The 24,849-nt window shown below is 29.4% G+C and carries 32 protein-coding genes and 1 pseudogene; all 33 read left to right on the top strand.

Annotated features, from left to right (window positions below; translation table 11 throughout):
• The first annotated feature begins 180 nt into the window (after window positions 1-180).
• The 33 genes and pseudogenes from KIB46_RS12395 to spoIVB all read left to right on the top strand — a co-directional run bounded on the left by KIB46_RS12395 (window position 181) and on the right by spoIVB (window position 24,752).
• Window positions 181-1,551: a GspE/PulE family protein gene (locus tag KIB46_RS12395; protein WP_291672255.1), complete on the top strand. Its 1,371-nt coding sequence runs from the start codon at window positions 181-183 to the stop codon at window positions 1,549-1,551.
• Window positions 1,541-2,572 (top strand): type II secretion system F family protein, encoded by a 1,032-nt coding sequence (locus KIB46_RS12390; RefSeq protein ID WP_156561208.1) that lies wholly within the window; start codon window positions 1,541-1,543, stop codon window positions 2,570-2,572. Before KIB46_RS12395 ends, KIB46_RS12390 begins: the two co-directional genes overlap by 11 nt.
• Entirely contained in the window at window positions 2,573-3,037 is a 465-nt protein-coding gene (locus KIB46_RS12385) for a prepilin-type N-terminal cleavage/methylation domain-containing protein (protein WP_156561209.1), read from the top strand.
• Entirely contained in the window at window positions 3,012-3,437 is a 426-nt protein-coding gene (locus KIB46_RS12380; protein ID WP_156561210.1) for a hypothetical protein, read from the top strand. Before KIB46_RS12385 ends, KIB46_RS12380 begins: the two co-directional genes overlap by 26 nt.
• Window positions 3,407-3,508, top strand: a pseudogene (locus KIB46_RS16420) (prepilin-type N-terminal cleavage/methylation domain-containing protein); the annotation flags it as partial. The gene KIB46_RS12380 and the pseudogene KIB46_RS16420, both read left to right, overlap by 31 nt.
• Before the next feature lie 54 nt (window positions 3,509-3,562).
• Complete coding sequence (locus KIB46_RS12375; RefSeq protein WP_291672251.1) at window positions 3,563-3,886, top strand: hypothetical protein; 324 nt, start codon at window positions 3,563-3,565, stop codon at window positions 3,884-3,886.
• Window positions 3,877-4,260 carry a hypothetical protein gene (locus tag KIB46_RS12370; RefSeq protein ID WP_291672249.1) on the top strand — a complete coding sequence of 128 codons (384 nt, stop codon included), beginning with the start codon at window positions 3,877-3,879 and terminating at the stop codon, window positions 4,258-4,260. The genes KIB46_RS12375 and KIB46_RS12370 overlap by 10 nt, the downstream gene beginning before the upstream one ends.
• A 14-nt stretch (window positions 4,261-4,274) precedes the next feature.
• A complete protein-coding gene (locus KIB46_RS12365) occupies window positions 4,275-4,916 on the top strand; it encodes a hypothetical protein (RefSeq protein WP_156561213.1) in 642 nt (213 codons plus the stop codon).
• Window positions 4,894-5,292, top strand: coding sequence for a hypothetical protein (locus KIB46_RS12360; RefSeq protein WP_156561214.1), 399 nt, complete (start codon window positions 4,894-4,896; stop codon window positions 5,290-5,292). Before KIB46_RS12365 ends, KIB46_RS12360 begins: the two co-directional genes overlap by 23 nt.
• Before the next feature lie 4 nt (window positions 5,293-5,296).
• Window positions 5,297-5,641 (top strand): hypothetical protein, encoded by a 345-nt coding sequence (locus KIB46_RS12355; RefSeq protein WP_156561215.1) that lies wholly within the window; start codon window positions 5,297-5,299, stop codon window positions 5,639-5,641.
• Window positions 5,642-5,801: 160 nt separating this feature from the next.
• The gene (efp, locus tag KIB46_RS12350) at window positions 5,802-6,359 is read left to right on the top strand and encodes an elongation factor P (protein ID WP_156561216.1); all 558 of its coding nucleotides are present in this window, start codon (window positions 5,802-5,804) and stop codon (window positions 6,357-6,359) included.
• Window positions 6,360-6,435: 76 nt separating this feature from the next.
• Entirely contained in the window at window positions 6,436-6,798 is a 363-nt protein-coding gene (locus tag KIB46_RS12345) for a CD1247 N-terminal domain-containing protein (protein WP_156561217.1), read from the top strand.
• A 326-nt stretch (window positions 6,799-7,124) separates the two neighbouring features.
• A complete protein-coding gene (gene spoIIIAA, locus KIB46_RS12340; protein WP_291672246.1) occupies window positions 7,125-8,036 on the top strand; it encodes a stage III sporulation protein AA in 912 nt (303 codons plus the stop codon).
• Window positions 8,018-8,536 (top strand): stage III sporulation protein SpoIIIAB, encoded by a 519-nt coding sequence (spoIIIAB, locus tag KIB46_RS12335; RefSeq protein WP_156561219.1) that lies wholly within the window; start codon window positions 8,018-8,020, stop codon window positions 8,534-8,536. Before spoIIIAA ends, spoIIIAB begins: the two co-directional genes overlap by 19 nt.
• Window positions 8,537-8,551: 15 nt before the next feature.
• Window positions 8,552-8,749 (top strand): stage III sporulation protein AC, encoded by a 198-nt coding sequence (spoIIIAC, locus tag KIB46_RS12330; RefSeq protein ID WP_049179146.1) that lies wholly within the window; start codon window positions 8,552-8,554, stop codon window positions 8,747-8,749.
• A gap of 11 nt (window positions 8,750-8,760) precedes the next feature.
• On the top strand, window positions 8,761-9,144 hold the full coding sequence (gene spoIIIAD, locus KIB46_RS12325; RefSeq protein ID WP_049179145.1) for a stage III sporulation protein AD: 384 nt from the start codon (window positions 8,761-8,763) through the stop codon (window positions 9,142-9,144).
• Between the two features lie 8 nt (window positions 9,145-9,152).
• Entirely contained in the window at window positions 9,153-10,364 is a 1,212-nt protein-coding gene (gene spoIIIAE / locus KIB46_RS12320; protein ID WP_291672239.1) for a stage III sporulation protein AE, read from the top strand.
• Between the two features lie 3 nt (window positions 10,365-10,367).
• On the top strand, window positions 10,368-10,934 hold the full coding sequence (spoIIIAF, locus tag KIB46_RS12315) for a stage III sporulation protein AF (protein ID WP_291672237.1): 567 nt from the start codon (window positions 10,368-10,370) through the stop codon (window positions 10,932-10,934).
• Between the two features lie 15 nt (window positions 10,935-10,949).
• Complete coding sequence (locus KIB46_RS12310) at window positions 10,950-11,537, top strand: stage III sporulation protein AG (protein WP_156561222.1); 588 nt, start codon at window positions 10,950-10,952, stop codon at window positions 11,535-11,537.
• Window positions 11,538-11,575: 38 nt separating this feature from the next.
• Window positions 11,576-12,097 carry a SpoIIIAH-like family protein gene (locus tag KIB46_RS12305; protein WP_156561223.1) on the top strand — a complete coding sequence of 174 codons (522 nt, stop codon included), beginning with the start codon at window positions 11,576-11,578 and terminating at the stop codon, window positions 12,095-12,097.
• 84 nt (window positions 12,098-12,181) lie between these two features.
• Window positions 12,182-12,565 (top strand): Asp23/Gls24 family envelope stress response protein, encoded by a 384-nt coding sequence (locus KIB46_RS12300; protein ID WP_156561224.1) that lies wholly within the window; start codon window positions 12,182-12,184, stop codon window positions 12,563-12,565.
• A gap of 74 nt (window positions 12,566-12,639) precedes the next feature.
• A complete protein-coding gene (locus KIB46_RS12295) occupies window positions 12,640-13,296 on the top strand; it encodes an HD domain-containing protein (protein WP_291672232.1) in 657 nt (218 codons plus the stop codon).
• 736 nt (window positions 13,297-14,032) lie between these two features.
• Window positions 14,033-14,437 carry a transcription antitermination factor NusB gene (gene nusB, locus KIB46_RS12290; protein ID WP_156561226.1) on the top strand — a complete coding sequence of 135 codons (405 nt, stop codon included), beginning with the start codon at window positions 14,033-14,035 and terminating at the stop codon, window positions 14,435-14,437.
• Between the two features lie 11 nt (window positions 14,438-14,448).
• On the top strand, window positions 14,449-15,297 hold the full coding sequence (locus KIB46_RS12285) for a bifunctional methylenetetrahydrofolate dehydrogenase/methenyltetrahydrofolate cyclohydrolase (RefSeq protein WP_156561227.1): 849 nt from the start codon (window positions 14,449-14,451) through the stop codon (window positions 15,295-15,297).
• Complete coding sequence (gene xseA / locus KIB46_RS12280; RefSeq protein ID WP_291672230.1) at window positions 15,287-16,483, top strand: exodeoxyribonuclease VII large subunit; 1,197 nt, start codon at window positions 15,287-15,289, stop codon at window positions 16,481-16,483. The genes KIB46_RS12285 and xseA overlap by 11 nt, the downstream gene beginning before the upstream one ends.
• Window positions 16,484-16,491: 8 nt before the next feature.
• Window positions 16,492-16,707: an exodeoxyribonuclease VII small subunit gene (locus KIB46_RS12275; RefSeq protein ID WP_027097696.1), complete on the top strand. Its 216-nt coding sequence runs from the start codon at window positions 16,492-16,494 to the stop codon at window positions 16,705-16,707.
• Window positions 16,703-17,575 (top strand): polyprenyl synthetase family protein, encoded by an 873-nt coding sequence (locus KIB46_RS12270; protein ID WP_291672256.1) that lies wholly within the window; start codon window positions 16,703-16,705, stop codon window positions 17,573-17,575. The genes KIB46_RS12275 and KIB46_RS12270 overlap by 5 nt, the downstream gene beginning before the upstream one ends.
• An 18-nt stretch (window positions 17,576-17,593) precedes the next feature.
• On the top strand, window positions 17,594-19,450 hold the full coding sequence (gene dxs, locus KIB46_RS12265; RefSeq protein ID WP_156561230.1) for a 1-deoxy-D-xylulose-5-phosphate synthase: 1,857 nt from the start codon (window positions 17,594-17,596) through the stop codon (window positions 19,448-19,450).
• Between the two features lie 15 nt (window positions 19,451-19,465).
• Entirely contained in the window at window positions 19,466-20,275 is an 810-nt protein-coding gene (locus KIB46_RS12260) for a TlyA family RNA methyltransferase (RefSeq protein ID WP_156561231.1), read from the top strand.
• 17 nt (window positions 20,276-20,292) lie between these two features.
• On the top strand, window positions 20,293-21,132 hold the full coding sequence (locus tag KIB46_RS12255; RefSeq protein ID WP_156561232.1) for an NAD(+)/NADH kinase: 840 nt from the start codon (window positions 20,293-20,295) through the stop codon (window positions 21,130-21,132).
• A 14-nt stretch (window positions 21,133-21,146) separates the two neighbouring features.
• Complete coding sequence (locus KIB46_RS12250; RefSeq protein WP_156561233.1) at window positions 21,147-21,596, top strand: arginine repressor; 450 nt, start codon at window positions 21,147-21,149, stop codon at window positions 21,594-21,596.
• A 21-nt stretch (window positions 21,597-21,617) separates the two neighbouring features.
• On the top strand, window positions 21,618-23,312 hold the full coding sequence (recN, locus tag KIB46_RS12245; protein ID WP_156561234.1) for a DNA repair protein RecN: 1,695 nt from the start codon (window positions 21,618-21,620) through the stop codon (window positions 23,310-23,312).
• Window positions 23,313-23,561: 249 nt separating this feature from the next.
• Entirely contained in the window at window positions 23,562-24,752 is a 1,191-nt protein-coding gene (gene spoIVB / locus KIB46_RS12240) for a SpoIVB peptidase (RefSeq protein WP_156561235.1), read from the top strand.
• Window positions 24,753-24,849: the final 97 nt, after the last annotated feature.

The following is a 24,849-nucleotide window of genomic DNA, read 5'->3' as shown; positions in this document are numbered from 1 at the left end:
TTAATAACTGTATTATAAAAATTTACTCTTTAATTTTAAATTTAATTACAAAAAGCATTTTCTCAAACTTGAGAAAATGCTTTTTGTCTACAATCTGAGGTAAGAGAAATCTTACCTTTTTTTATTTTGTTGTATATTATGTGGACAATATGGCAAGGTTCTAGAAGTGGAGGTGAGAAGTTGTCAAATAGTGATAGATTAATAGATAAAATAGATATAAGGGTAGCAAGAAAAATTGCTATAGATCAAGCGAAAGAGTATGGAGTATTACCCATTTATGAAGATGGGAAAAATGTTTATATTGCAACAACAGAAACACCCAATAATGAAGTAATTGATATATTAAGTTTTTTATTTAACAAGAAAATAAAACTTATTTATAGAGAAAAAGATGAAATTTTAGATCTAATTCAAAATATACTAAATTTTAAGATTGAAGATATAGAAGTGGTAATATTTAAAGAAGCTATAGCGTGCAATGCTAGTGATATACACTATGAGCCTGAAGAAAATGGTTTAAATATTAGATTTAGAATAAATGGATCATTAACATTAGTAAGAAAATTAAGTTTAGAGGATTATCAAAAAATCTCATCTAGATTAAAAATTAAAGCTGGCATGGATATTACGGAAAAAAGAAGACCCCAGGATGGGAAACTTTTTATGTGGTGTAAGGATAAAAAATATAACTGCAGATTATCTACAGTACCAGTTATATACGGAGAGAAAATTGTTCTTAGGATTCTGTATAGTGATAGGTTTTTAACCCCTATAGAAGATTTGAAATTTACTAGGGAACAGCAACAAACATTAAGCAGAATTATTAGACTTAAAAATGGACTGGTTTTAGTTAATGGACCAACAGGAAGTGGTAAATCAACAACACTTTATACAATTTTAAATGAAATAAAAGATGATGATATTAATATATCAACCCTTGAAGACCCAGTTGAGGTAATAATGAAGGGGATAAATCAAGTGAATTTAAATCATAAAATTGGACTTACCTTTGTTGAAGGTTTACGTAGTTTATTAAGGCAGGATCCTAATGTGATAATGGTTGGAGAAATTAGAGATGAAGAGACCGCAAAAATGGCTGTTAGATCTGCAATAACAGGGCACAAGGTGTATTCTACTATACATACAAAATCACCAAGAGAAGTGTATTTAAGACTTGAAGAAATGGGAGTAAAGGGATACCTAATAAAAGATGCTTTAGTAGGGATTATATCTCAAAGGTTAATAAAGCTATTATGTAAATGTAAAGAGGAAATTGGAGTTATAGATCTTAATGGAGAAAATATAAAAATATATAAAAAGGGTGGCTGTAGTATTTGCAATAATAGTGGATACGTTGGTAGGCAACTAATTGCATCTGTTTATCATATAGATAAGAAGTTAAAAGGTGAACTTGCCCAAATATATGAAAAGGAAGACTTACTTTCAAATTGTCAGATGGTAAATAGCTTAAGGAATTTACTTTTAAAAGGAGTAATTGATTATTACGATTATTTAAGTATTTTAGAAGGAGAAGAATTAAATGAAAATTAGCTATGGGGATTTAACAATAATAGCTGAGAACTTGGGAAGCTTGTATGAAGATGGTATAGCTATAGGTGATGGACTAGAGTTATTAGAGGAATTACCTCTAAGTAAAAATTATAAAAACAGTATAGCTTATATTCGTAATGATATTTTACTAGGAAAAAGCTTAAGTGAAGCGTTTAGTAAGTTTGATGAATTATATCCAGGACTTTTTATAGGCATATTAAAGGTAGGAGAAAACAGTGGTCAGCTAGGAAGAACCTTTAATAAGCTTCAAATGTTCTATTCTAAGCTAGGTAACATAAAAAAAGAAGTGAAAAATGCATTAATATATCCTAGCTTTTTAATAGGCACTTTAATTTTATTGGGAGTGTTTTTAGCATTTGTACTTATTCCATCATTTTATGAAAGTTATAAAAATGCAGGAAGTGAAGCACCAAAAGTTGCTGAATTTTTATATAATTTAAAACTTAGTTTTAATGATAATCCTATACTGTTTATAGTAAGTGTTTTATGTTACCTACCTATAATACCATTAATGATTTTTCAAATTTCAAAACACTTTAAAGGAAGATTCCAATTCATTAGAAAAATAAAAATCGTAAAGGAATTAGAAGAGTTTATATTTATGCTGATTTTATCCTTAATTTTAGATAGTGGTGTATCTTTGCCAATAGGTTTTAGTTACTGTTCAGATTCAAATGATATAAAATTTCTAAGTGACATTTTAAAAGGAATAAATGAAGAGATATTAAAGGGAAAAGAACTAAGTGAGTGTTTAAGTAATTTAAGCTTCCTATCTAAGTATTCAATATCAATGATAAAGCTTGGTGAAAATAGTGGGTCACTTACAGTAAGGGTAAAAAAGGCAGAGGAGAGATTAGAAAAGAAAACAAAAGAAAGTATTTCAAAACTTTTATCATTAATTCAACCAACTCTAATTATAACTATGGCTCTTGGAGTTGTGGTGTTTATATGGATATTTGTACTACCTATGTTTGATATGATTTATGGAGGAGTTATGTAGTTGAAGAAGGGATATACGCTTATAGAGTTGGTAGCGGCAATGTTCATACTTGGAATTATATTTTCATTTAGTTTTAGTGGTTATAACCTTTATAAAAGTTTTGAGGAAAATATAAAAATAGAGAATTTTTTATATGAGTTAGAGGACACCTTTTGTTATGGAAGAGATTATTGCAAAAACAATGGTGTTATTGGAACTATAAAATTAAGAGAATATGAAGATAAGTTTGTTATTACATTTAGTACCGGAGGTGACACTAAGATTAAAAGAGAGTTAGAAAAAAGCATAATGATTGATAAAGATTTTGTTTTAGCTTATCCAATAGTTGATAGCTATGATATTAGTAAATATGGAATAGTACAATCTAAAACTACACTTCTTAAAGATAGCAGAAACAATAAATATCAGCTCTCCATTAATCCAACAGTGAATAATGTTTATGTGGGTAAAAGAAAAAATAGTTAGAAAATCAAAGGGGAATATACTTTTAGAATTAGTAGCTGGTCTTTTTATATTAAGTATAATTGGACTTCTAGCTTTTAATTTAGCAATTTCATCAAATAAATATCTACAAAATGAAAAAGAAGAGAGAGAAACTTATGAATGTTTTCATGCAGTAGTAAATGAAATAAGATACAACTTAGATAAAGAGAAGTTTAAAAGTAAGGCAGTTAGCAATAAGGTTAAGATTCCATACCATAAAAATTTACTTGAAGAGTTGAGAAATAAGGACTTGTTAGATATTGCATATAGTGAGGAAAGCAATTTTCTGCTGATAGAATTCAGTGATGAAAGAAAAGAGTTTGTTATAAGGTTAGAGGGTGGTGAAAAGGTATTAGAGCAAAAGGTAAGGGGAAACTTGTAAATATCAATTCTAGTAAGGGATTCACCTTACTAGAAACAACAATTTATTTGAGCATATCCTTAATAATAATTTCCATTGCAGTAAGCACAGCTATAGAAGCTTATAACTACATGAGAAACTTAATTGTGAAAAGCAGAGAAATGAACCAAGTCTATAATGCTTTTAGTACAATTGATTACTTTTCATCTAAAGAGGATGTGTTTAAAGTAGATAAAAGTGGAGACACAGTTGAAATATATGAAAGCATAGGAAATGAAAATTATAAGATAAAAAGAATTTTAAAAAGAGGAAATAATTTAAGTCTTGTTCATTACAATGAAACTAATGTTCAAGAGGTAAGCAATAATCCAATAATGGAAAACATAGAAGATTTTAAGGTTTATAAAAAAGAAAGTCTAGTATATGTAGAAATAACTAAAGGGGGAGAGGGGTATATAAAATGCATTTAAGAAAAGAAAAAGGTTATGTGTTAATTAATCTAATTTATATATTAATGTTAATCTCATTTTTTTCTACAGTATTAGCAACAATGATATTAAATGGTTTAAAGAGGGAGAAAATTGATCAATATTATAGTAAAGATAAAAAAAGTTACAATTTAGAATGTGAAATAGAAGAGTTAGATAATTATTTAATAGTGAATAATACTGTTATAAATTACTTGAAAAATAATAGTGACGACAAGATATGTATAAGAGAGAATGTTTTTTTGAAATATGACATAAATAAAAAGGTTTTTCTTTTAGGTAATGATGAAAATTATACAATTTTAAAAGAAGACAGTAGTGGAAAAAGTTTAATACCGTATAGTTATAGGTATTAATATGGAGGTGTTAAGTGGAAAATAATTTAATAGAAATATGTAATGAAAAAATTTTTTATAAAAATAATACATACAAGTTTTCCTTAGAAAGTCTAAGGGGAATTAAATTGGGTAAAAAGAGAAAAGTAGTAATTTTAGGTGAAGATTTATATACAAAAAAGATAAAGTTAAATAAAAGAGTTAAAGTTAAAGAAGAAGAAATTCAAAATGTAATAGAAAGAGCCTTTGGAAGTAGTGAAGATTTTTTGTTTCATTATGAATTCTCTAGAAGAAAAGGTGAACTTATAATATATGCTGTTAAAGGTGGAATGAAAATACGTGAATTATGTCAAGGAGCAGCATCTATTAAAGTAGAGCCTATTCAGATATATTTTTTTAATAAGTTTAGAAAAAAGGTAAGGGAAAAGAAGTGGGAAACATTATTTAGTTATAAAGATAGCTACTATTATATTTCATGTAATGAAAAATTTATATCTAGAAGTTTTGTAGATAATAACCTTTCAAGGTTTATTGAAAAATATCTAGAATTGGAAAGAGAAGAAAATCTAAAAACATACATTGAAGAGGAGATTTCAAAAGAATTTCCAGAAGGTTATAACTCTTTTATCATAAAAGAGTTTGGAGAGGTATTAAATGCAAAAAAAGTTTATAAATAAAAATTTTCTACCAACAGAATATATAAATGATAAGGTAATAAAAGATTCAAAGGGTGAAAAACGAGGATTATATATTTTAATAATAACTGCACTTATCTTATTACCACTTTCATTAAGTAGTATAAATACTAAAGAAGAGGTTAAAATAGAAAATGTAGAAACTGCGAGTACAAATTTCATAAAAAAGGATGAAGTTATATTTTGGCTTAGTTTAAACAAGAATGGCATAAAAGGAAATATAGCTAAAAATAATGCCTCACTAGAAATAAGCAACAAGGAAACTTTAGAAAAACTAAGTAAAGATGATAAGATATCTATAAATAATATATATTATCTTGGCGATGATAAATATAAAATAGAACTAACAAAGAGGTAATAGTATGAAAAATAAAATACTGGCTATAGTTTTAGTTATTTTTATAGGTATGGAGTCCTACTTTATATTTTATTCTAAAAAAGAAGAGGCAAAACCTACAGTTACAGAAAAAGTTATAGTGAAAAAATACTCGCTTACAGAAGTTTTAGAATACTTAAATGATAATACAATAGAAGTGAAAAATATTTATAAATCAGGAGAAGATTATATTATTAATGGCATAATAAGTGGAGAAAATAGGGAGTTTTTAAAGAAAATAAACTCTTTAGATAAACTAAAGATTTTAGATTATTCATTAGAATTATATTCAGATACTATATATGGAAATTTTACATTTAAATATTCATAATAGGAGAATTTTAGGCAGAAGTGGCTAAAATAATTGCAATTCTAGTTTTCTTCTGATAAAATAAATTTGTTGTGTATACGGAAATTGTTAGATGCAATAATAGTATCGTATATTTTAGGTATTTATATTTGAAACTTATACATTTTGGAGGGATATTTAAATGATATCAGCAGGAGATTTAAGAAAAGGTACGACTTTTGAACATGAAGGACAAGTTTACACAGTTGTAGACTTCTTACACGTTAAACCAGGTAAGGGAGCAGCTTTCGTTAGAACAAAGTTAAGAAACGTTATATCTGGTGGTGTTACAGATACAACTTTCAATCCAACTGCAAAGTTCCAAGAAGCAGTTATTGAAAGAAAAGAAATGCAATACCTTTATAGCGATGGAGAATTATACTACTTCATGGATCAAGAAACATATGAGCAAATTCCACTAAACTATGAAAAAGTAGAAGAGGCTATAAAGTTCTTAAAGGAAAATATGTTTGCAATAATTAAGTTCTATAAGGGAGAAGCTTTCTCAGTAGAAGCTCCAAACTTCGTAGAATTACAAATCACTCACTGTGAACCAGGTGTAAAGGGTAATACTGCTACAAATGCATTAAAGCCTGCTACAGTTGAAACAGGTGCAGTAGTTAATGTTCCAATGTTCGTTAATGAAGGAGATACTATAAGAGTAGATACAAGAACTGGCGATTACATGGAAAGAGTTTAATATTAAGAAGGTTGCTAAGTTCAATTTGCTTAGCAACTTTTTGTTATCTATGAAATACATACAAGGAAGTGTTTGTATGAAGGAAATAAGAAATAATATAGAAAAATTAAAAGAAGAAATTTCGACTATAGATAAATCAGAGTATAAAAGCATTTTTAACAATATTTCTTCCATTTTAGAAGGTTTAAGTAATAAAATTGAAGAAGTTATGGTAAATGAAGCTGTACTTTCTGAAAACTTAAAGTATATGGATGATGATATATCAGAAATTCAAGAAGAATTGTTTGAGGAAGTATCATTAGAAGATTTAGATGAATTTGAATCAGAGTATACAGAAGTTAGCTGTAGTAAATGTGGAAAACCTATCTTCATTGAAGCCTCTGCATTAGAAGAAGATAATATACCATGTCCATATTGTGGAGAAAATATAGTGAAATAATTTTTAAGAATCCTTTTTAGGATTCTTTTTTTTATTCTTTAGGAAATTATATCTATTATTAAATTGTGGATAACTTCAACAATTTAGCGATACACTCGTTCATTTCTTCCTAAAGAATAAAAAATAAAATATATGCCCCTGCAAGATTTTCCTCAGGCAAGCTTCGGAAATGCAGATGGGCGAAAAAAATCGACGACTCCGCAGTCGCCTTGGCGATTTTTTTATATGCAAAATAATTAGTTCACATATTTTTATAAAATAAGGTTATAATTTTTAAATTACGTAAATAGAAATTATATAGGAATCAAACTAGGGAGGAGGAAGTGATGGATATTTTGGATGAGGGAATAGTAAAATTGTTTCCACCTAGAGTTGTAGAGGCTTTAGGAGAATATTTGAAAGATAATGCTTTACAAGAGATAAGGTTAAAAATAGAAAAACCAATAATAATTACATCATCAAAGGGTGAGGTGGTACTTAGCTATATATTGAGAAGAGAAGACATAAAGTACATACTTCAAAGAATTTCTAACTATTCGTTATATGCATATGAAGAAGAAATAAGGCAAGGTTTCATAACTATACGAGGAGGGCACAGAGTTGGACTAGCAGGTGAGTGTGTTATGGATAATGGAAAAATAAAAACTATAAGAAATATTTCTTCGTTAAATATAAGAATTTGTAGAGAAATACTTGGGTGCTCAAAAAAAGTTATGAAATATATAGTAGAAGATAAAAAGGTATTAAATACCTTGATTATTTCACCACCTAAGTGTGGTAAAACAACTATTCTAAGAGATATTGCAAGGAATCTATCTGATGGAGGCAAAAAGATATCAATTATAGATGAAAGAAGTGAAATTGCAGCTAGTTATCTTGGAGTACCTCAAATGAAAGTTGGAATAAGGACTGATGTTCTAGATAATTGTTTAAAAAGTGAAGGGTTAATTATGGCCATAAGAAGCTTATCACCAGAGATTATTATATGTGATGAAATAGGAACATTAAAGGATATTGAAGCACTTATTATGGCTTTTAATTCAGGAGTAAACATTGTTGTAACCTTACATGGAGAAAGTCTTGATGATTTAACAAACAGAAGTGTTTTTAAAGAGCTATTAGAAAATAACGTTGTAGAAAGAGTTATTTTGCTTAGTAACAGAGAGGGTGTTGGGACAGTAGAGAATGTTTACTCATTAAGCAAAGGAGGAGAAAAAAAGTGGTCAAGATTATATTAATAATTAGTATTTTCTCTGTGTTTACTTTTGCAGGTTATGTTTATGGTGAGAGTTTTAGAAAAAGGTTATTAAATCTTAACGAATGCTATAAAGGGGTGTTACTTTTACAAAATGAAGTTGTATTTAATACCACACCATTACCAGAAGCCTTGTATGAAATATCAAAAAAAAGCAAGGAGCCATTTAACAAATTAATATCAAATGTTTCAAGTGACTTAGAAAATGGTGAAATAGGAGATGTTTATATAGCCTTTAAAAGAAATTATGAAGAGGTTAAAGAAGAGGTTTATTTGAATAAAGAAGATAAGGATATCTTAGGAGATTTTCTAAAATCCTTAGGATACTCTGGGGTTTATGGGCAAGAGAAAATTTTTAATCTAGTATTAGAAAACTTAAAGATAAATATAAAAGAAGCTGGAGAGGAATCTAAAAAGAATACAAAACTTTATAGATATTTGGGAATGTGTTTTGGGGCAATGATATCCATATTTTTATTGTAGATTAGGAGGAAGATTATGCTGGATTTTAGTATACTTTTTAAAATAGGTGGGGCAGGAATTATTTTAGTGATATTGGACAAGGTTCTAACTAGCAGTGGAAAAAGCGAAATAGCAGCTATCACTAATATAGCAGGAATAGTAATTATATTAATAATGATAGTTTCATTAATTAGCAATTTGTTTAATACAGTAAAGACAATGTTTATGTTCTAGGTGATAGTAAGATGATGATTTTAAAGGTTATTTCCTTTGCACTTGTTGCCCTATTTTTATATTTACTTTTTAAAGATAAAAGAGGAGACCTAGCAGCTTTAATTCTTTTAGCTGCTGGTGTGGTAATTTTTATATATTGCATTTCACAAGTTAGTGAAGTAGTTAATTTCCTGAAGACCATAGCTGATAAAGCAGGTATAGATACAGTTTATATACAAATAGTACTTAAGATATTGGCTATAGCTTATCTGGCTAGTTTTGCAAGTGAAATATGCAAGGATGCAGGGGCTGGAAGTTTAGCATCTAAGGTTGAGTTTTCAGGAAAGATGTTCATACTAGTTTTAGCAATTCCAATATTAATGGCTGTATTAGACTCTATATTACAAATTTTGTAGGTGTAAATATGAAGAAATTTAAGAGACTTATGATTTTATTAGTGATAAACATATGTATTTTTTCTATCATATCTCCAACAGCTATAGTTAATGCAGAAGAAGAAGAAAATAAGTCAGCTATTGAGACAATAGTAGATGAGGGAATGATAGATCCTGAAACCAATAAAGATTTAATGGGACTTTATGATTATATCAATAAGATGAAGGTAGATGTTGAGCTTATGAATGATCTTGACCCTGTAGAATATGTGAAAAGCTATATAACTAATGGAAAGGGTAACCTATCCTTTTCACAGTTAGGTAAGGCTGTAGTTTCTCTTCTATTTAAAGAAGTTGGTAGTGTATTAAAACTTGCTATTTCTATGATAGTAATAGCTATTTTATGTACCTTATTAAAAAATCTACAGGATGCCTTTAGTACAAAAAGTATATCTCAGATAGCTTTTTATGCATGTTATGCAGTTATGGTTATGCTTCTTTCAAAAAGCTTTTTAATATCAATATCTGTAGCAAAAGATGTTATTAATGGTGTGGCAGATTTTATGGCAGCAATTTTACCTGTTTTAGTTACAATGATAGCTTTAGCAGGAGGTATTACCCAAGCAGCAACTATAGATCCAATTGTAATGGCAGCTGTTGTAATAATACCAAGGATATATGTAACTGTAATAATTCCATTAATTATGGTAGGCTTTGTTCTACAATTTGCTAACAACCTTTCAGAAGAGCATAAAATAGATAACCTGTGTAAATTATTAAAGCAGTGGACAGTGTGGCTTCAAGGAATAATAATTACATCTTTTATAGCTCTTTTAACTATAAGAGGTATAACTAGTACAACAATAGATGCTGTTGCTTTAAAAACAACAAAGTTTGCAGTAGATAATTTTATACCTATAGTAGGTAAAGCTTTTTCAGATGCAATTACATCAGTTGCTGGATATTCCTTAATTATAAAAAATGCAATAAGTGGAATTGGACTTATGGTTATAATACTTATTATTTTATATCCAATAATAAAAATGGTTCTTATGACATTTATATATAAAATGTCAGCAGCACTTGTAGAGCCAATAAGTGATAAAAGAATAACAAGTACAATTGCAGCAACAGGGGATTCATTAGTATTGTTGTTATCATGCGTGTTAAGCGTAAGTTTAATGTTCTTTGTTCTGTTAGCAATCATGGCCTCTGCTGGAAAGTTTATTGTGGGGGGATAGGATATGGAATTAATTAAAGGTTTTGTAACAACGCTTGTTACTACATTGATATTTATTACTGCTATAGAGCTTGTTGGACCAGATAATAGCATGAAAAAATATTTGAAGTTTGTAATGGGGTTAATACTGGTAGCTGTACTATTAAATCCAATTGTAAAGTTTTTTTCACAGGGTGAAACAGTCTTAACATCTATTATTGATCAATATGACAAAGAGATAGAGGAAGGCATAAATAAAGATGAAGCTGCTATATCAACACAGGAGCTTAGAGAGGAGAGTTTTAAGGATAATTTTAATAGAAACTGCATTAATAAGTTATCAAGGGAATTTAAAGATATGACTTTTGAAAGTGACCTTGATTGCACAGTAGATTTTGATAATATGACTTGTCAAATTAATGAATTACGTATAGGAATAAGCGATAAAGGGGTTAAGAAAGTAAAAGAAGTCAAGATTGGGGAAGAAGAAAAGGAGATTAAGGAAGAGGATAGCACTCAAAAAGAGGTAAAGGATTTTCTTTCAGATGAATTAGAAATAAGTAAGGATAAGATAGTAGTGTATTATTTGTAAAAAGGAGGGGTATCAATGGATTTTAAGAAGATAAAGAATGAGGTTAATAAGTTGTTTAAAAACAAGTATATGGGCAATATTCTTGCGGTGCTTTTAGTTATTGGCTTTATATTAATTGCCATTACTATTTTAGCACCAGGACTTTTAAGTGGTAAGGATGAAGTTCTTACTGAGGAAAATAATACAAAAGTAAACACTACAGTATCTACTTATGAAGATAAACAAAAGGTTGAACTTACAAATATTCTAAGAAAAATAGATGGAGTTGGAGAAGTTGATGTAATGATTAACTTTGAGAGTGGAGAAGAGAAAGTAGCAGCATATGATAGCACAAATCAGACAACAAAAACAGAAGAAACAGACACAAATGGTGGAAAGAGGGTTAGTAATCAACAAAATGACACAACTAAGGTTGTAATGAGTAGTGAATCTGGTGGAAATTCACCAGTAATTTTAAAAACATATAAGCCTAAGGTAATAGGTGTTGTTATTACTGCAGAGGGTGCAGAAAGTAGCAAGGTTAGGTACGACATAGAAAAAGCTGTATCTAGTTTATATGGGATATCAGTTGAAAAGGTTAATGTATATCCTATGGGGATTTAGCATATAATTCAATAGAAAGTTGATGGGAGGAATAAAAAATGACAAAAAAACAAGTTGGGATTATCTTTACTTTATTAGCATTAATAGTGTGTACTGCTATTTTAGGAGCAAAATTAAATAATGGTGGTTTAAATGATACTACCGATTTAGCAGGAGCGTTGGTTGAAGGGGAGAAAGATGAAGATAAGGATAAGGAGACAATCAGTCAAACAGATTTCTTTATAGATGCAAGAAGCACAAGAGAAAATAATGATGCCTCAGCTATCCAAGGTCTAAAGGATGTAGTTGAAAATGATAAAACTTCAAAAGAGCAAAAGGATGCTGCATCAGCAGAGATTACAAAAATAACATTAAGACAAAGTCAACAAAAAACAATAGAAACAAATATAAAGAATAAAGGATATAGTGATGCTATTTGTGAAATTTCTGATGATAGTAAGAAAGCTGATATAATTGTTAAGTCAGATAACCAACTTACTGAAAAAGAAGGAGCTATAATTCAAGAGATAGTTCAAAGTGCTTGTGGAATTAGTGATGTTAATATTTCTGTGAAAAAATAATACATTGTAATATATTTTCTATTTTGATATAATTAACGTAAGATAATTTAGTTTTGTTTTACAAAGCTTAGGAGGGCGAACAAAATGCAAGATTTCAACAATGAAGAAAATGTTGGGGTTGTAAAAATATCCGACGAAGTTGTAAGTGTAATAGCTGGTATAGCAGCTGAAGAGATACAAGGAGTTGTAGGATTCCAACATACTGGAGTTTCTAATAATATAACTCAAATTTTCAAAGGAAAAAAGGCAGTAGGTAAAGCTGTAAAGGTTACTTTGGAAGAAGACAGAGCTACTATTGAACTTGAAGTTTCAGTTGAATATGGTGTAAGAATAATGGATGTGGTAGGCCAAGTTCAAGAGAACGTTAAGAAAACAGTAGAAGCTATGACAGGTTTAACTGTTAATGGGGTAAATGTTTATGTACAAAATATTTACTTACCAAAGGAAGAAGAAAAAGTAGAAGAATAGTTTATAAAAGGAGTTATGCTTTATGGTATAGCTTCTTTTTTTTACAGTCTAGGAAAGTATAAGTTAGGAGAGTTATGGATAAAAAAGATATTTTAAAAGAAACAAAGAAATATGTAAAAGATAAACTTATAAATGAAGGTAGTGGACATGATTGGTTTCATATAGAGAGGGTGTATAATACCTCAAAAGCTATTTATGAAAAAGAAGGGGGAGATATATTTATTGTTGAGATGTGTGCTTTACTTCATGATGTTGGAGACTGGAAGTTTTCCAATGATAATAAAACAGAAACTGGGGAAATAAAAGATTTGTTAGAGAATCTTCAAGTTGAGAAAAGTGATAGGGATAAGATTATAAATATAATAAAGAAGATTTCCTTTAAAGGTGGTATTGTTGATTCAGCACAAGAGTGTATAGAAGGGAAGATTGTTCAAGATGCTGATAGGTTAGATGCAATTGGAGCTATTGGTATAGCAAGAACATTTACTTATGGAGGATATAAAAATAATCCTATCTACGATCCAGATATAGGTATCAATAATTATAATTCCCTAGAAGAAGTAAAAAATAAAAAAAGTACAACAATAAATCATTTTTATGAAAAACTATTAAAGCTTAAGGATAAGATGAACACAACTGAAGGGAAAAGAATAGCAGAAGAAAGACATAAGTTTATGGAAAACTATTTAAATGAATTCTTTCTGGAGTGGAATTTTGCTAAGGATAAATAAAAAAGACATACTGTCAGTAAAAAATATGGTAATAAAATAATGGGGTTATATGTGGGAGGTATATTATATGAGAAAAAAGCTTTCTATAATTATATTACTGTGTTTACTTATGATTACTGTTACAGGATGCAGTATTAAGAAAGATAATGTGTTATCAACTTCAGAAGTAAAAATTGAATAATTAAAGAAATATGAGAATTCTAAATTAATTGGGGCAGTATGTGGACAAGATGTTTGAGGATGAAGAAACATGGAATGAATTTAATGAGTTAAAAGTTAAGGAAGCGAAATGAAATTGAGTTTATAAAGATATAAATATGTATTTAAGTATTTATATAAATATAAGAAGTTAAAAATATATATTCATATAAATATGTTGAATATAACTTGCGTTGTAAAGAATTGAATAAGTGATTTGTAATTAATTTTATTGAAAGAAGCTAAGAGGGATTGTTAATGAAAATTAATTTAAGAGATATTAATAAAGAAAGTTGGTTAGAGTTTATAGGTTTCACAACAAATAAAATTGGATCAGCATTTTCATTAAAGCTTAAAGAATAATTTGTAATAAATATAACTATATGGTTTAGAGATGATAAAATAGTTAATAATGGGTGATTTTTTGTGGAAAGCTTAGTTCCCTTGTGATAAAATAATAAAAGTCGTTTATTATATTTTTATAAAGTCTATAATAAAGGTAATAAATATTTATATAGATTTAAATTTGGAGGAAATAATGAGTAGAAAAGATTCAAGAGAAAAAGCATTAGAATTATTATTTGGAATGACATTAAGTAAAGATACACCACAAGAAGTTATAGAAATGTTCAAAGAGAACAGTGAAGAAAGTCTAGAAGGTATAGATTTTGGTTACATAAATAATATATTAGAAGGAATTAATGAAAAGAGAGATGAGTTAGATTCAATAATAGAAAAGAATCTACAAAACTGGAAGCTTGACAGAATTTCAAAAATTAATCTTTGCATTTTAGAAATGGGAATATACGAAATGCTTTATGTAGAAGATGTTCCAGAAAAGGTTGCATTAAATGAAGCATTAGAATTAACAAAGAGATATTCAGATGAAAAGTCAGTTTCATTTGTTAATGGAGTTTTAGATAAAGTTCTAAAAAACATATAGGGGGAAATAAAATGGGGCAAATTATAAATGGTAGAGAAATTGCAACTAATATAAAAGAAGAAATAAAGAGCTATGTAGATAAAAGAACAAAGGAAGAAAAAGATATTCCTCAAATAGCATCAATTCTTGTAGGAAATGATGGCGGTTCTATTTATTACATGAATAGTCAAGAGAAGGTTGCTACATCTTTAGGAGTTCTTTTTAAGAGAGTTGAACTTCCAGAAGATACATCTAAAGAAGAATTGTTAAATACTATAGATAAATTAAATGAAGATAAGAAGGTTCATGGTATTATAATTCAACTTCCTCTACCAAAAGGTATTGATGAAAAGGAAGTAGTAGCTAGAATATCTCCTAAAAAAGATATAGACTGCTTAACTTTTGAATCACAAGGTAAGTTATATATGGGCGAAGATGGTTTCTTACCTTGTACCCCGAATTCAGTTGTAACCCTAATTAAAAGTTTAGGTATTAATTTGAGCGGAAAAGAAGCAGTTGTTATTGGTAGAAGTAATATAGTTGGAAAGCCTGTAGCACAACTATTACTAAAGGAGAATGCTACAGTAACTATATGTCATTCAAGAACTAAGGATTTAAAAGAGGTTTGCAAAAGAGCTGATATTTTAGTAGTAGCAATAGGCAAACCAAAATTCTTAGATGAAACTTATGTAAAAGAAGGTGCAGTAGTTATAGATGTTGGAACCTCATCTTTTGAAGGTAAAATAACAGGAGATGTTGATTTTGATAAAGTTATAGATAAGGCTTCACATTTAACTCCAGTACCAGGAGGAGTAGGAGCATTAACTACAACACTGTTAATAAAAAATGCTTGCAAGGCGGCAGAAGAGTATGAAGATTAAGACTTTAACTGTTAGTGAGGTTAATAATTATTTAAAACGAATAATAGATAATGATTTTATACTTAATAATCTCTCTGTAAAAGGAGAGATTTCTAATTTAAAATACCATTCTAGTGGACATATTTATTTTTCTCTTAAGGATGAAGGTGGAAAAATAAACTGTGTTATGTTTAGAAGTAAAGCAATTATGCTTAAACTTACTTTAGAAGAAGGAATGGGAGTAGTAATTGGAGGAAGAGCTTCTATTTATCCTCAAAATGGTAGTATACAGCTTTATTGCGATACTATTGAGCAGGAAGGTAGAGGGGAACTTTACATAAAGTTTGAAAGATTAAAAGAAAAACTTAGTAAAGAGGGATACTTTGATGAGGAATTAAAAAAGGAAATACCTAAACTCCCTAGTAGAGTAGGAATAGTAACATCTCCAACTGGTGCTGCAATTAGAGATATTATAAATGTTTCTAGAAGAAGAAATAGCTTAGTAGATTTAGTACTTTATCCAGCTAAGGTTCAAGGAATTGGAGCTTATATGGAAGTTATTGATGGTATAAAATACTTTAATAGAACTAAATCAGTGGATGTAATAATAATAGGTAGAGGTGGAGGTTCTATAGAAGAACTATGGAACTTTAATGAAGAAGAATTAGCAAAGGCTATATTTAAATCAAAAATACCTATAATATCAGCTGTTGGACATGAAGTGGATTTTACTATTTCTGACTTTGTAAGTGATGCAAGAGCAGCTACTCCATCACAAGGGGCTGAAATAGCTGTGCCTTTGCAATCAGATATAGAAGATACAATAGAATATATGAATAATAGAATGGGAAGTATTATAGCTAATAAGCTTCAATTAGAAAAAAATAAGGTGGATTCATTAAGTAGAATACTTAAGTTAAATTCACCTATGAGCAGAATTGTTAACAACTATATGATAATAGAAAAGCTTAAAGAAAGGCTAAATTCTAACATAGTTAACAAGATTAACATCGAAAAGGAAAAGTTATCTGGACTAAATAATCTTTTAATGGCACAAAATCCATGTAACCTACTTAATAAAGGTTATGCTATAATAGAGGATGAAAGTGGTGTTATAAATACCGTAAAAAGGATGTCAGATGAAAAAGAAATAAATGTTTTCTTAGCTGATGGCGTAGTGAAAGGTAAATTTAGCCCTGATAAGTAGGAGGATTTATGGCGAAAAAAGAGAGTTATGAAGAAATGCTTCAAAAGCTTCAAGGAGTTTTAGGAGAACTAGAAAATGGGGAACTTTCTCTAGAGGAATCTATGAAATCCTATGAAGAGGGAGTAAAAATAGTTAATAAATTATATAAAACTTTAAATACACTAGAAGGAAAAATTTCTATTATAAAAGAAGAAAAAGAAGTGGAGTTTGAAGATGGTAATTAAGATTGACCAGTGTAAGAGGGATATAGAAGAATATTTAAGTAATTACTTTTTGGAAAAAGGAAGTTATAATAAGAAAATTTATGATGCAGCAAGTTATAGTTTAAATATTGGTGGAAAAAGAATAAGACCAATACTACTTCTATTAACACATAGTTTATATAAAGAATCCTATAAAGAAGTATTACCTATGGCAGCTGCAATAGAAATGATTCACACTTATTCTTTAATTCATGACGATCTTCCAGCAATGGATAATGATGATTTAAGAAGAGGCAAACCAACAAACCATAAAGTTTTTGGAGAAGCCATAGCAATATTAGCTGGGGATGCATTATTAAATGAAGCTATGATTTTAATGATGGATTATTCACTAAAATCAGGCAATAATGCGTTAAGAGCTTCAAAAGAAATAGCTAATGCAGCTGGTGCTGATGGAATGATTGGTGGTCAAGTTGTAGATATATTAAGTGAAGAAAAGGAAACACTATCAGAAGAAGAGTTAAAATATATGCATTTAAAGAAAACAGGAGAACTTATAAGAAGTTCTATTGTTGCAGGTGCAATATTAGGGGATGCTAAAGAAAGTGATATTGAAAAGCTTGATATTTTTGGTCAAAAACTAGGGTTAGCTTTTCAAATTAAAGATGATTTGTTAGATGTTTTAGGTTCAGTAGATAAGTTGGGTAAAAACACTAACAAGGATGAGGATAAAAATAAGAGCAACTTTGTCACAATGTATGGTATAGATAGATGTGAATATATTTGTAAACAGTTAACAGAAGAATGTATTTCTATACTAAATGATTTGACAGTAGAGGCTAAATATCTAAAGGAGTTAACATACAATCTTTTAGATAGAGAATATTAGTATAAAGGAAATGATAATATGACAAAGTTTTTAGATAATATGAAGTTTCCTGAAGATATTAAAATTCTAAATAATGATGAATTAGAATCTTTAGGGGAAGAAATAAGAGAGTTTCTTATAAATAGTGTATCTAAAACTGGAGGGCACTTAGCATCTAACTTAGGTGTAGTTGAATTAACACTTAGTCTTTTCAAGAGTTTTAATTTAGAAAAAGATAAAATAATATGGGATGTTGGACATCAAAGCTATGTTCATAAAATCTTAACTGGAAGAAAAGAAGGATTTAAGGTTCTTAGAAAGAAAGATGGAATGAGTGGATTTCCTAAGAGGAATGAAAGTAAATATGATGCATTTGATACGGGACATAGTAGTACATCAATATCTGCAGCCTTAGGTATGGCAAGAGCTAGAGATCTAAAAAAAGAAGATTATAAAGTGGTTGCAGTAATAGGTGATGGAGCTTTAACTGGTGGAATGGCCTTTGAAGCCTTAAATGATGTTGGCTTCAATAAGACAGATATGATTATAGTCTTAAATGATAATCAAATGTCTATATCTCCAAATGTAGGAGGTATGTCATCATATCTTAATAAATTAAGAATGGAACCAGGATATAATAAGCTTAAGATGGACATTAATTCAAGTTTAAGCAGTAGTTCTATGGGAAAAGCAGTTATTCATTCATTATCAAAATTAAAAGATAGTGTTAAACAATTAGTTGTACCTTCAATGTTATTTGAAGATATGGGAATAAAATATATAGGGCCTATAGATGGGCATGATATACCAACAATGGTTGAAATGTTTAATAAAGCAAAAGAGATAAATGGACCTGTAATTATACATACAATAACTAAAAAAGGTAAAGGATATGATTTTGCAGAAAAAAGTCCATGGAAATACCATGGTGTATCTCCTTTTGATTTAGAAAGTGGAGAACCTAATATATCTCCATCAAATAGCTATTCAAAAGCCTTTGGAAAATCTTTAATAGGAATTGCAAAAGAGGATAAAGACGTTGTAGCAATAACAGCAGCAATGCCAGATGGTACAGGTCTTAGATGCTTCTATAAGGAGTTTCCTGATAGATTATTTGATGTAGGAATAGCAGAACAACATGCAGTTACTTTAGCTGCAGGAATGGCGTGTAGTGGCTTAAAACCTGTATTTGCAGTATACTCAACCTTCTTGCAAAGAGCTTTTGACCAAGTTATACATGATGTATGTATACAAAACCTACCAGTTGTTTTTTGCATAGATAGAGCAGGTATTGTTGGAGATGATGGTGAAACTCATCAAGGAATTATGGATATATCATTTTTATCAATGATTCCTAACATGACTATTATGGCACCAAAGTGCTTAGAAGAAGTTGATGTTTTACTTAGATGGGCTTTAAATAAAGGAACACCAGTTGCTATTAGATACCCAAGAGGGGGAGATGAAATAGATAATTTAGTTCCTATAAATAAGGTAGAACTAGGTAAGTGGGAAACATTAAATAAAGGTGAAAATGTAGCAATAATAGCTACTGGAAAAATGGTTCAACACGCTTTAAAAGCAAAGAAAATATTAGAAGAAAAAAATGTTAACCCAAGTATAATTAATGCTACCTTTATTAAGCCAATAGATACAGATTTAATAAGAGAACTATCTAATGAAGGCTACCATATAGTAACTGTAGAAGATAATATGAAAAATGGAGGTTTAGGCACTCTAGTATTGAAAGAGTTAACTAGCTGTGGACATAAGGGTAAATTTATAAATTTAGGATACGATGATAAATTTATACATCAAGGGAATGTAGGTCTTCTATATGAGGATAATGGTTTAGATGGAAAAGGAATAGCAGATACTGTGCTTAAACTTATATAATATAAGGAGTAGATTATGGCAGATAAGAAAGAAAGACTAGATATTCTATTAGTTGATAGAGGAATAATTACATCTAGAGAGAGAGCTAAAACATCAATAATGGCTGGTAAGGTTTTTGTAGATGGAAGAAGAGTTGATAAGGCAGGAGAAAAGGTTCCAGTAACAGCTAATATTGAATACAAAGGTGAAAAATTACCTTATGTAAGTAGAGGAGGCTTAAAGCTTGAGAAGGCAATGAAAAACTTTCCTATTACACTAAAAGGTAAAGTATGTATGGATATTGGTGCATCAACAGGTGGATTTACAGATTGTATGCTACAAAATGGTGCTAGTAAGGTCTTTTCTATAGATGTTGGATATGGTCAGTTTGCTTGGAAGCTGAGAACTGATGAAAGAGTTGTTTGTATGGAAAGAACAAACATAAGATACGTTAAACCTGAAGACTTAGGAGAACTTGTAGATTTTGCTTCAATAGATGTATCATTTATATCCTTAAAAAAGATAATGCCTGCAACTGTAGAACTTTTAAAAGATAATGGTGAAGTTGTAGCTTTAATTAAACCACAATTTGAAGCAGGTAAAGAAAAAGTAGGAAAAAAAGGTGTTGTAAGAGACATTGAAGTACATAAAGAAGTAGTATTTGGAATTATTGATTATTTAATTGAACATAATCTAAATGTATTAGGAGTTAGTTATTCTCCTATAAAGGGACCTGAAGGAAACATAGAGTATTTAGTTTACTTTACTAAGGATACAGAAAGAGAAAGTACTTTTGTTAGAGAAGATGTGGATAAGGTTGTAGAAGCATCTCATACTGAAATATAATTTTCTTGGGGGAAAGTATGAAAAGAATAGGGATAGCCATAAATCCTACTAAAGATAAAAATGATGAGATATTAAATATGGTTAAAAAAAAGTTTGAAACGAATTTTGATTTAGAGGAAATAAGAATTTTTAATTCATTTAAGCTTAAAGATGAAGAGTTTAAAACCCCTTTAGATTTACTTGTTGTCTTAGGGGGAGATGGCACACTCCTAAATGTAGCAAGAGAAATTAGTAAAAAAACTTCATTACCTATGTTCGGTATCAATATTGGAAACCTAGGTTTTCTGTCTAGTACAGAAATTTCAGATATAGATAGAGCAATAGAAAAATTAAAAAAAGATGAATATAATCTTGATGATAGAATGCTTCTTAAGTATGAAACCATAAAAGATGGGGAAGTTATTGAAGAACATGCATTAAATGACGTAGTTGTAGCAAGAGGAACACTTTCAAGAATGGTAAAGTTTCAAGTCTTTGTAGATGGAAAGCTTTATTCAACCTTTAAAGGTGATGGATTAATTGTTGCAACTCCAACTGGATCAACAGCATATTCATTTTCTGCAGGGGGACCATTTATTTATCCAAATCTTGATTTAATAACCTTAACTCCAATTTGTCCTCATACAAAAAGTATGCCTACAATGGTTTTAAGTGGAAAAAGTAAAATTGAGATTATTCCTGAAAATGGGGAAGAAGAAATTTATTTAACAGTAGATGGTCAAAAAGCTACTAAGGTTGAACAAAGAACTAAGATAAAGGTTGAAAGAGCAGAAAAAAGTGTTAAAGTTCTTTTGTTTAAAGATTATGATTATTTTAAAGTGTTAAGGACAAAAATCTTAAATAATTCTAAGGAATGAGATGGTGAGAAAATTTGAAATCAAAAAGACATTTAAAGATTTTGGAAATAATAGCTGGAAGAGATATTGAGACACAAGAAGATTTAGCAGAAGCGTTAAAATCTGAAGGTTTTGATGTGACTCAAGCTACAGTATCTAGAGATATCAAAAACCTAAAGCTTATAAAAATGCAGGGACCTTCAGGAAAGTATAAATATGCTGTTCCAAAGACAAATGAAAATAATATGTCAGATAAATTAACTAGTGTTTTAGCTAATTTAACTACTTCAGTTGAAAACATAGACAAAATGGTAGTTGTAAAGACTGTATCTGCAGGTGCAGCTCCTGTTGCAGAAGCTATTGATAGTTTTGGATTTGAGGAGATTGCAGGAACAATTGCAGGTGAAAATACAATATTTATAATGCTTAGAACTACTGAAGGTGCAGAAGAATTAGTAGTTAAAATAAGAAACTTAATATCTTAAGGGTTAAAAAGGTGGGGTAGAATGTTAATTAGATTAAACATTAAAAATTTTGCTCTAATTGAAGAAATAACTGTTGAGTTTAGTGAAGGATTCAATATACTATCAGGAGAAACTGGTGCAGGTAAATCTATTCTTATTGATGCTATTGATTATATTTTAGGTGGAAAGTTCTCAAAGGACCTAATAAGAACAGGAGAAGAGAGAACCTTCGTTGAAGCAATTTTTTCAATAGACAATGAAAATGTTAACCATGTATTAGATGAGTTAGGTATCGAATATGATGATATGCTAATAATATCAAGAGAAACTTTATTATCTGGTAAGAGCATAATAAAAGTAAATGGAAGAAGTTTAATTATAACTCAGCTTAAAAGAATAAGAGAAAAGATATTAGATATTCATGGGCAGCATCAAAATCAAAGCTTATTACAAAGAAGTAGTCATATTTTATACTTAGATAATTATATTGGAAAAGATATAGAAGAACCTTTAAGTAAATTTTTAAATTTAAAAGAAGAACTATCAAAGATTAAAGAAAAAATTAATAAAATTAAAGGTGCTGAGGACAGAGATAAGTTAATTGACTATACTAAATTCCAAATTGAAGATATAGAAAAAGGAAAATTAAAAATTGGTGAAGAGGAAGAACTAAAAGAAGAGTATAATGTTTTAAATAATGCAGAAAAAATAAACAATGCTCTTAGGATAAGTTATGGACTTTTAAGCCAAAGAGAAGATGGAAATTCAATTTTAGAATCTCTTTCAAAGGTAATAAGTGAAGTTTCTTCAGTGGAAAATCATCTTGAAGCATTAAAAGAAAAGAGAGAACTATTAGAAGGTGCTTATTTTAGTTTAGAAGAGGCTACAAGAGATATTAGAGACCTTGGTGATGAAATAGTCTATGATGATGTTAGACTTGGTAAAATCAACGAGAGAATCTATGAAATTAATACATATAAGAAGAAATATGGCGGTTCAGTAGAAGAAGTGTTAGCTTATCATGAAAAATTAAAAGAAAAATATGATGAGTTAATTAATGCTGAAGAAATACTGAATGAATTAATAGAAAAAGAAAGTCATATTTTAAAAGATATGAAAAATGTAGGTGAAAAGCTACATGAGATAAGACAAAAATATAGTCCTTCATTAGAAGAAAAAATCCTTAGAGAACTATCTTACGTTGGATTAGATAAATCAAGAATGAAGATAGAAATAACTTTAGAGGATAATTATAATGAAAGAGGATTTGATGATGTTAGCTTTATGATATCTACAAATCCAGGAGAACCTTTAAAACCTCTTGAAAGAGTTTTATCAGGTGGAGAATTATCAAGAATAATGCTTGCACTTAAATGTGTATTTGCTGATAAGGATGAAATTTCAACTTTAATTTTTGATGAAATAGATACTGGAATTAGTGGAGCAGTTGGACAACGTGTTGGAGAAAAGATGTACCAAGTATCCTTAGGACATCAAGTTTTATGTATAACACACCTTCCTCAAATAGCTATACTTTCAGATCATCACTATTTTGTTTCAAAAGAAGTAGTAAATGATAAAACTTTTACAAGAATTAGAATGTTATCCATAGAAGATAAAATAAATCAAGTGGCATCAATGATGGGTGGTAATGGAGTAACAGAAGCTACCATACAAAACGTTAAAGAGATGCTAAAGTTTGCAGAGTCTAAAAAAGATGAAATTAAAAATCTTTAATATACATAAGTTATAACATATTGGTAAAAATAAAATCACAAGAGTTTGTGGTTTTATTTTTTTTGTTTTCCATAATAAGAAAAAAATTTTACGAAACCTTGTAACTAGGTATCAATTTTTTTCAAAAAGAGATATTTAAAAATTATATACTTAATTTTTGTCTATAATAGAAAAGTTACTATAGAATATAATGCATGTCCAATGGGTAACTTAAAAACAGAAGCAAAGGAGGAGAAGGAGGAGATAGACATGAATAAGAAACTATTAAAAATAGTAAGCGTAATAATTGCTCCAATCTTGATTTTGGCTCTGTCCACATGCATTATGCTAAAAGATGTACCAGATCATCTTTATACAAGTAGTGAAGTGGAAGTAATGTCGGCACTTCCAAATGTGGGACCTTTTAATAAGGTAGAATATAAAGAAGAAAAGTTAAAGATTAATTTACTTGGACTAATACCAATGAAGCAGGTTTCAGTACATAAAGTAAAAAATATTGAAGTTATACCTGGTGGTAATTGTATTGGTGTAAGACTTTCATCTAAAGGAGTCTTAGTAGTAGGGTTTTCTGAAATAGCAATAGCTAATGATAGAAAGATTAGCCCTGCAGGTGAAGCTGGCATAGAGGTAGGAGATGTGATTTTAAAAATTGATGGAGATGCTATTGAAACATCACAGGACTTAATAAAAAAAGTTAGTTCAATTAATAAAGAAAAAATTAATATTGAACTATTAAGAGATGGTAAAAACTTAAACAAGGAAGTAACACTTGTTAAGGAAGGCAATAGTGGATACAAATTAGGTCTTTGGGTAAGGGATTCAACAGCAGGAGTAGGTACAATGACTTTCTATGATGAAAAAACAGGAAAGTTTGCAGCTTTAGGTCATCCTGTAACTGATGGAGATACCAATAAACCTTTTACAATAAAGAAGGGTGATCTTCTACAATCATCAATAATAAGTGTAAGAAAAGGTGAAAAGGGTGCACCTGGAGAACTTAAGGGTATTTTTGTTAATGATGATAAACCAATAGGGAATATAGTGAAAAATACTCAATGTGGTATTTTTGGAGAGGGTAAAAAAGCAGAATGTAACCCAATGAGGTCATCACCTATGAAGGTGGCTTTTAGAGATGAAATAAAACTAGGAAAAGCTACAATAATAACAACAATAGATGAAGAAGGACCTAAAGAATATGAAATAGAAATAGTGAAATTGCTTCAGCAAGATTCACCTGGTCCTAAAAGTATGTTAATAAAGGTTACTGATGAAACCTTATTAAGTAAAACTGGAGGGATTGTTCAAGGTATGAGTGGAAGTCCAATAATACAAAATGGAAAGTTAGTTGGAGCTGTTACTCATGTATTAATAAATAAACCAGATGTAGGTTATGGAATTTACATTGACTGGATGCTTGAAGATGCGGGGATTTTGAAGTAAAATGGAGCTGTCGCATTAGCGGAATAAAATCCGTTAGCGACAGCTCCTTTTTTCCTATTTTACGAATAACCTTTAGATATTATTTGTACTTAAACAC

This window comes from Clostridium sp., assembly GCF_018372875.1.
GTDB lineage: Bacteria > Bacillota > Clostridia > Clostridiales > Clostridiaceae > Clostridium.
The sequence above is the reverse complement of the archived record's forward strand: the minus strand, read 5'-3'. Positions and strand labels throughout refer to the sequence as shown.

Coding starts and splice junctions, on each gene's coding strand:
- KIB46_RS12260 (WP_156561231.1), top strand. CDS start 19,466: ATGGCAGATAAGAAAGAAAGACTAGATATTCTATTAGTTGATAGAGGA.
- KIB46_RS12300 (WP_156561224.1), top strand. CDS start 12,182: ATGCAAGATTTCAACAATGAAGAAAATGTTGGGGTTGTAAAAATATCC.
- KIB46_RS12255 (WP_156561232.1), top strand. CDS start 20,293: ATGAAAAGAATAGGGATAGCCATAAATCCTACTAAAGATAAAAATGAT.
- efp (WP_156561216.1), top strand. CDS start 5,802: ATGATATCAGCAGGAGATTTAAGAAAAGGTACGACTTTTGAACATGAA.
- spoIIIAC (WP_049179146.1), top strand. CDS start 8,552: ATGCTGGATTTTAGTATACTTTTTAAAATAGGTGGGGCAGGAATTATT.
- spoIIIAF (WP_291672237.1), top strand. CDS start 10,368: ATGGAATTAATTAAAGGTTTTGTAACAACGCTTGTTACTACATTGATA.
- spoIVB (WP_156561235.1), top strand. CDS start 23,562: ATGAATAAGAAACTATTAAAAATAGTAAGCGTAATAATTGCTCCAATC.
- KIB46_RS12275 (WP_027097696.1), top strand. CDS start 16,492: ATGGCGAAAAAAGAGAGTTATGAAGAAATGCTTCAAAAGCTTCAAGGA.
- recN (WP_156561234.1), top strand. CDS start 21,618: ATGTTAATTAGATTAAACATTAAAAATTTTGCTCTAATTGAAGAAATA.
- KIB46_RS12285 (WP_156561227.1), top strand. CDS start 14,449: ATGGGGCAAATTATAAATGGTAGAGAAATTGCAACTAATATAAAAGAA.
- KIB46_RS12305 (WP_156561223.1), top strand. CDS start 11,576: ATGACAAAAAAACAAGTTGGGATTATCTTTACTTTATTAGCATTAATA.
- KIB46_RS12355 (WP_156561215.1), top strand. CDS start 5,297: ATGAAAAATAAAATACTGGCTATAGTTTTAGTTATTTTTATAGGTATG.
- nusB (WP_156561226.1), top strand. CDS start 14,033: ATGAGTAGAAAAGATTCAAGAGAAAAAGCATTAGAATTATTATTTGGA.
- spoIIIAA (WP_291672246.1), top strand. CDS start 7,125: ATGGATATTTTGGATGAGGGAATAGTAAAATTGTTTCCACCTAGAGTT.
- KIB46_RS12295 (WP_291672232.1), top strand. CDS start 12,640: ATGGATAAAAAAGATATTTTAAAAGAAACAAAGAAATATGTAAAAGAT.
- xseA (WP_291672230.1), top strand. CDS start 15,287: ATGAAGATTAAGACTTTAACTGTTAGTGAGGTTAATAATTATTTAAAA.
- spoIIIAE (WP_291672239.1), top strand. CDS start 9,153: ATGAAGAAATTTAAGAGACTTATGATTTTATTAGTGATAAACATATGT.
- KIB46_RS12390 (WP_156561208.1), top strand. CDS start 1,541: ATGAAAATTAGCTATGGGGATTTAACAATAATAGCTGAGAACTTGGGA.
- KIB46_RS12380 (WP_156561210.1), top strand. CDS start 3,012: ATGTGGGTAAAAGAAAAAATAGTTAGAAAATCAAAGGGGAATATACTT.
- KIB46_RS12360 (WP_156561214.1), top strand. CDS start 4,894: ATGCAAAAAAAGTTTATAAATAAAAATTTTCTACCAACAGAATATATA.
- dxs (WP_156561230.1), top strand. CDS start 17,594: ATGACAAAGTTTTTAGATAATATGAAGTTTCCTGAAGATATTAAAATT.
- spoIIIAD (WP_049179145.1), top strand. CDS start 8,761: ATGATGATTTTAAAGGTTATTTCCTTTGCACTTGTTGCCCTATTTTTA.
- KIB46_RS12370 (WP_291672249.1), top strand. CDS start 3,877: ATGCATTTAAGAAAAGAAAAAGGTTATGTGTTAATTAATCTAATTTAT.
- KIB46_RS12310 (WP_156561222.1), top strand. CDS start 10,950: ATGGATTTTAAGAAGATAAAGAATGAGGTTAATAAGTTGTTTAAAAAC.
- KIB46_RS12345 (WP_156561217.1), top strand. CDS start 6,436: ATGAAGGAAATAAGAAATAATATAGAAAAATTAAAAGAAGAAATTTCG.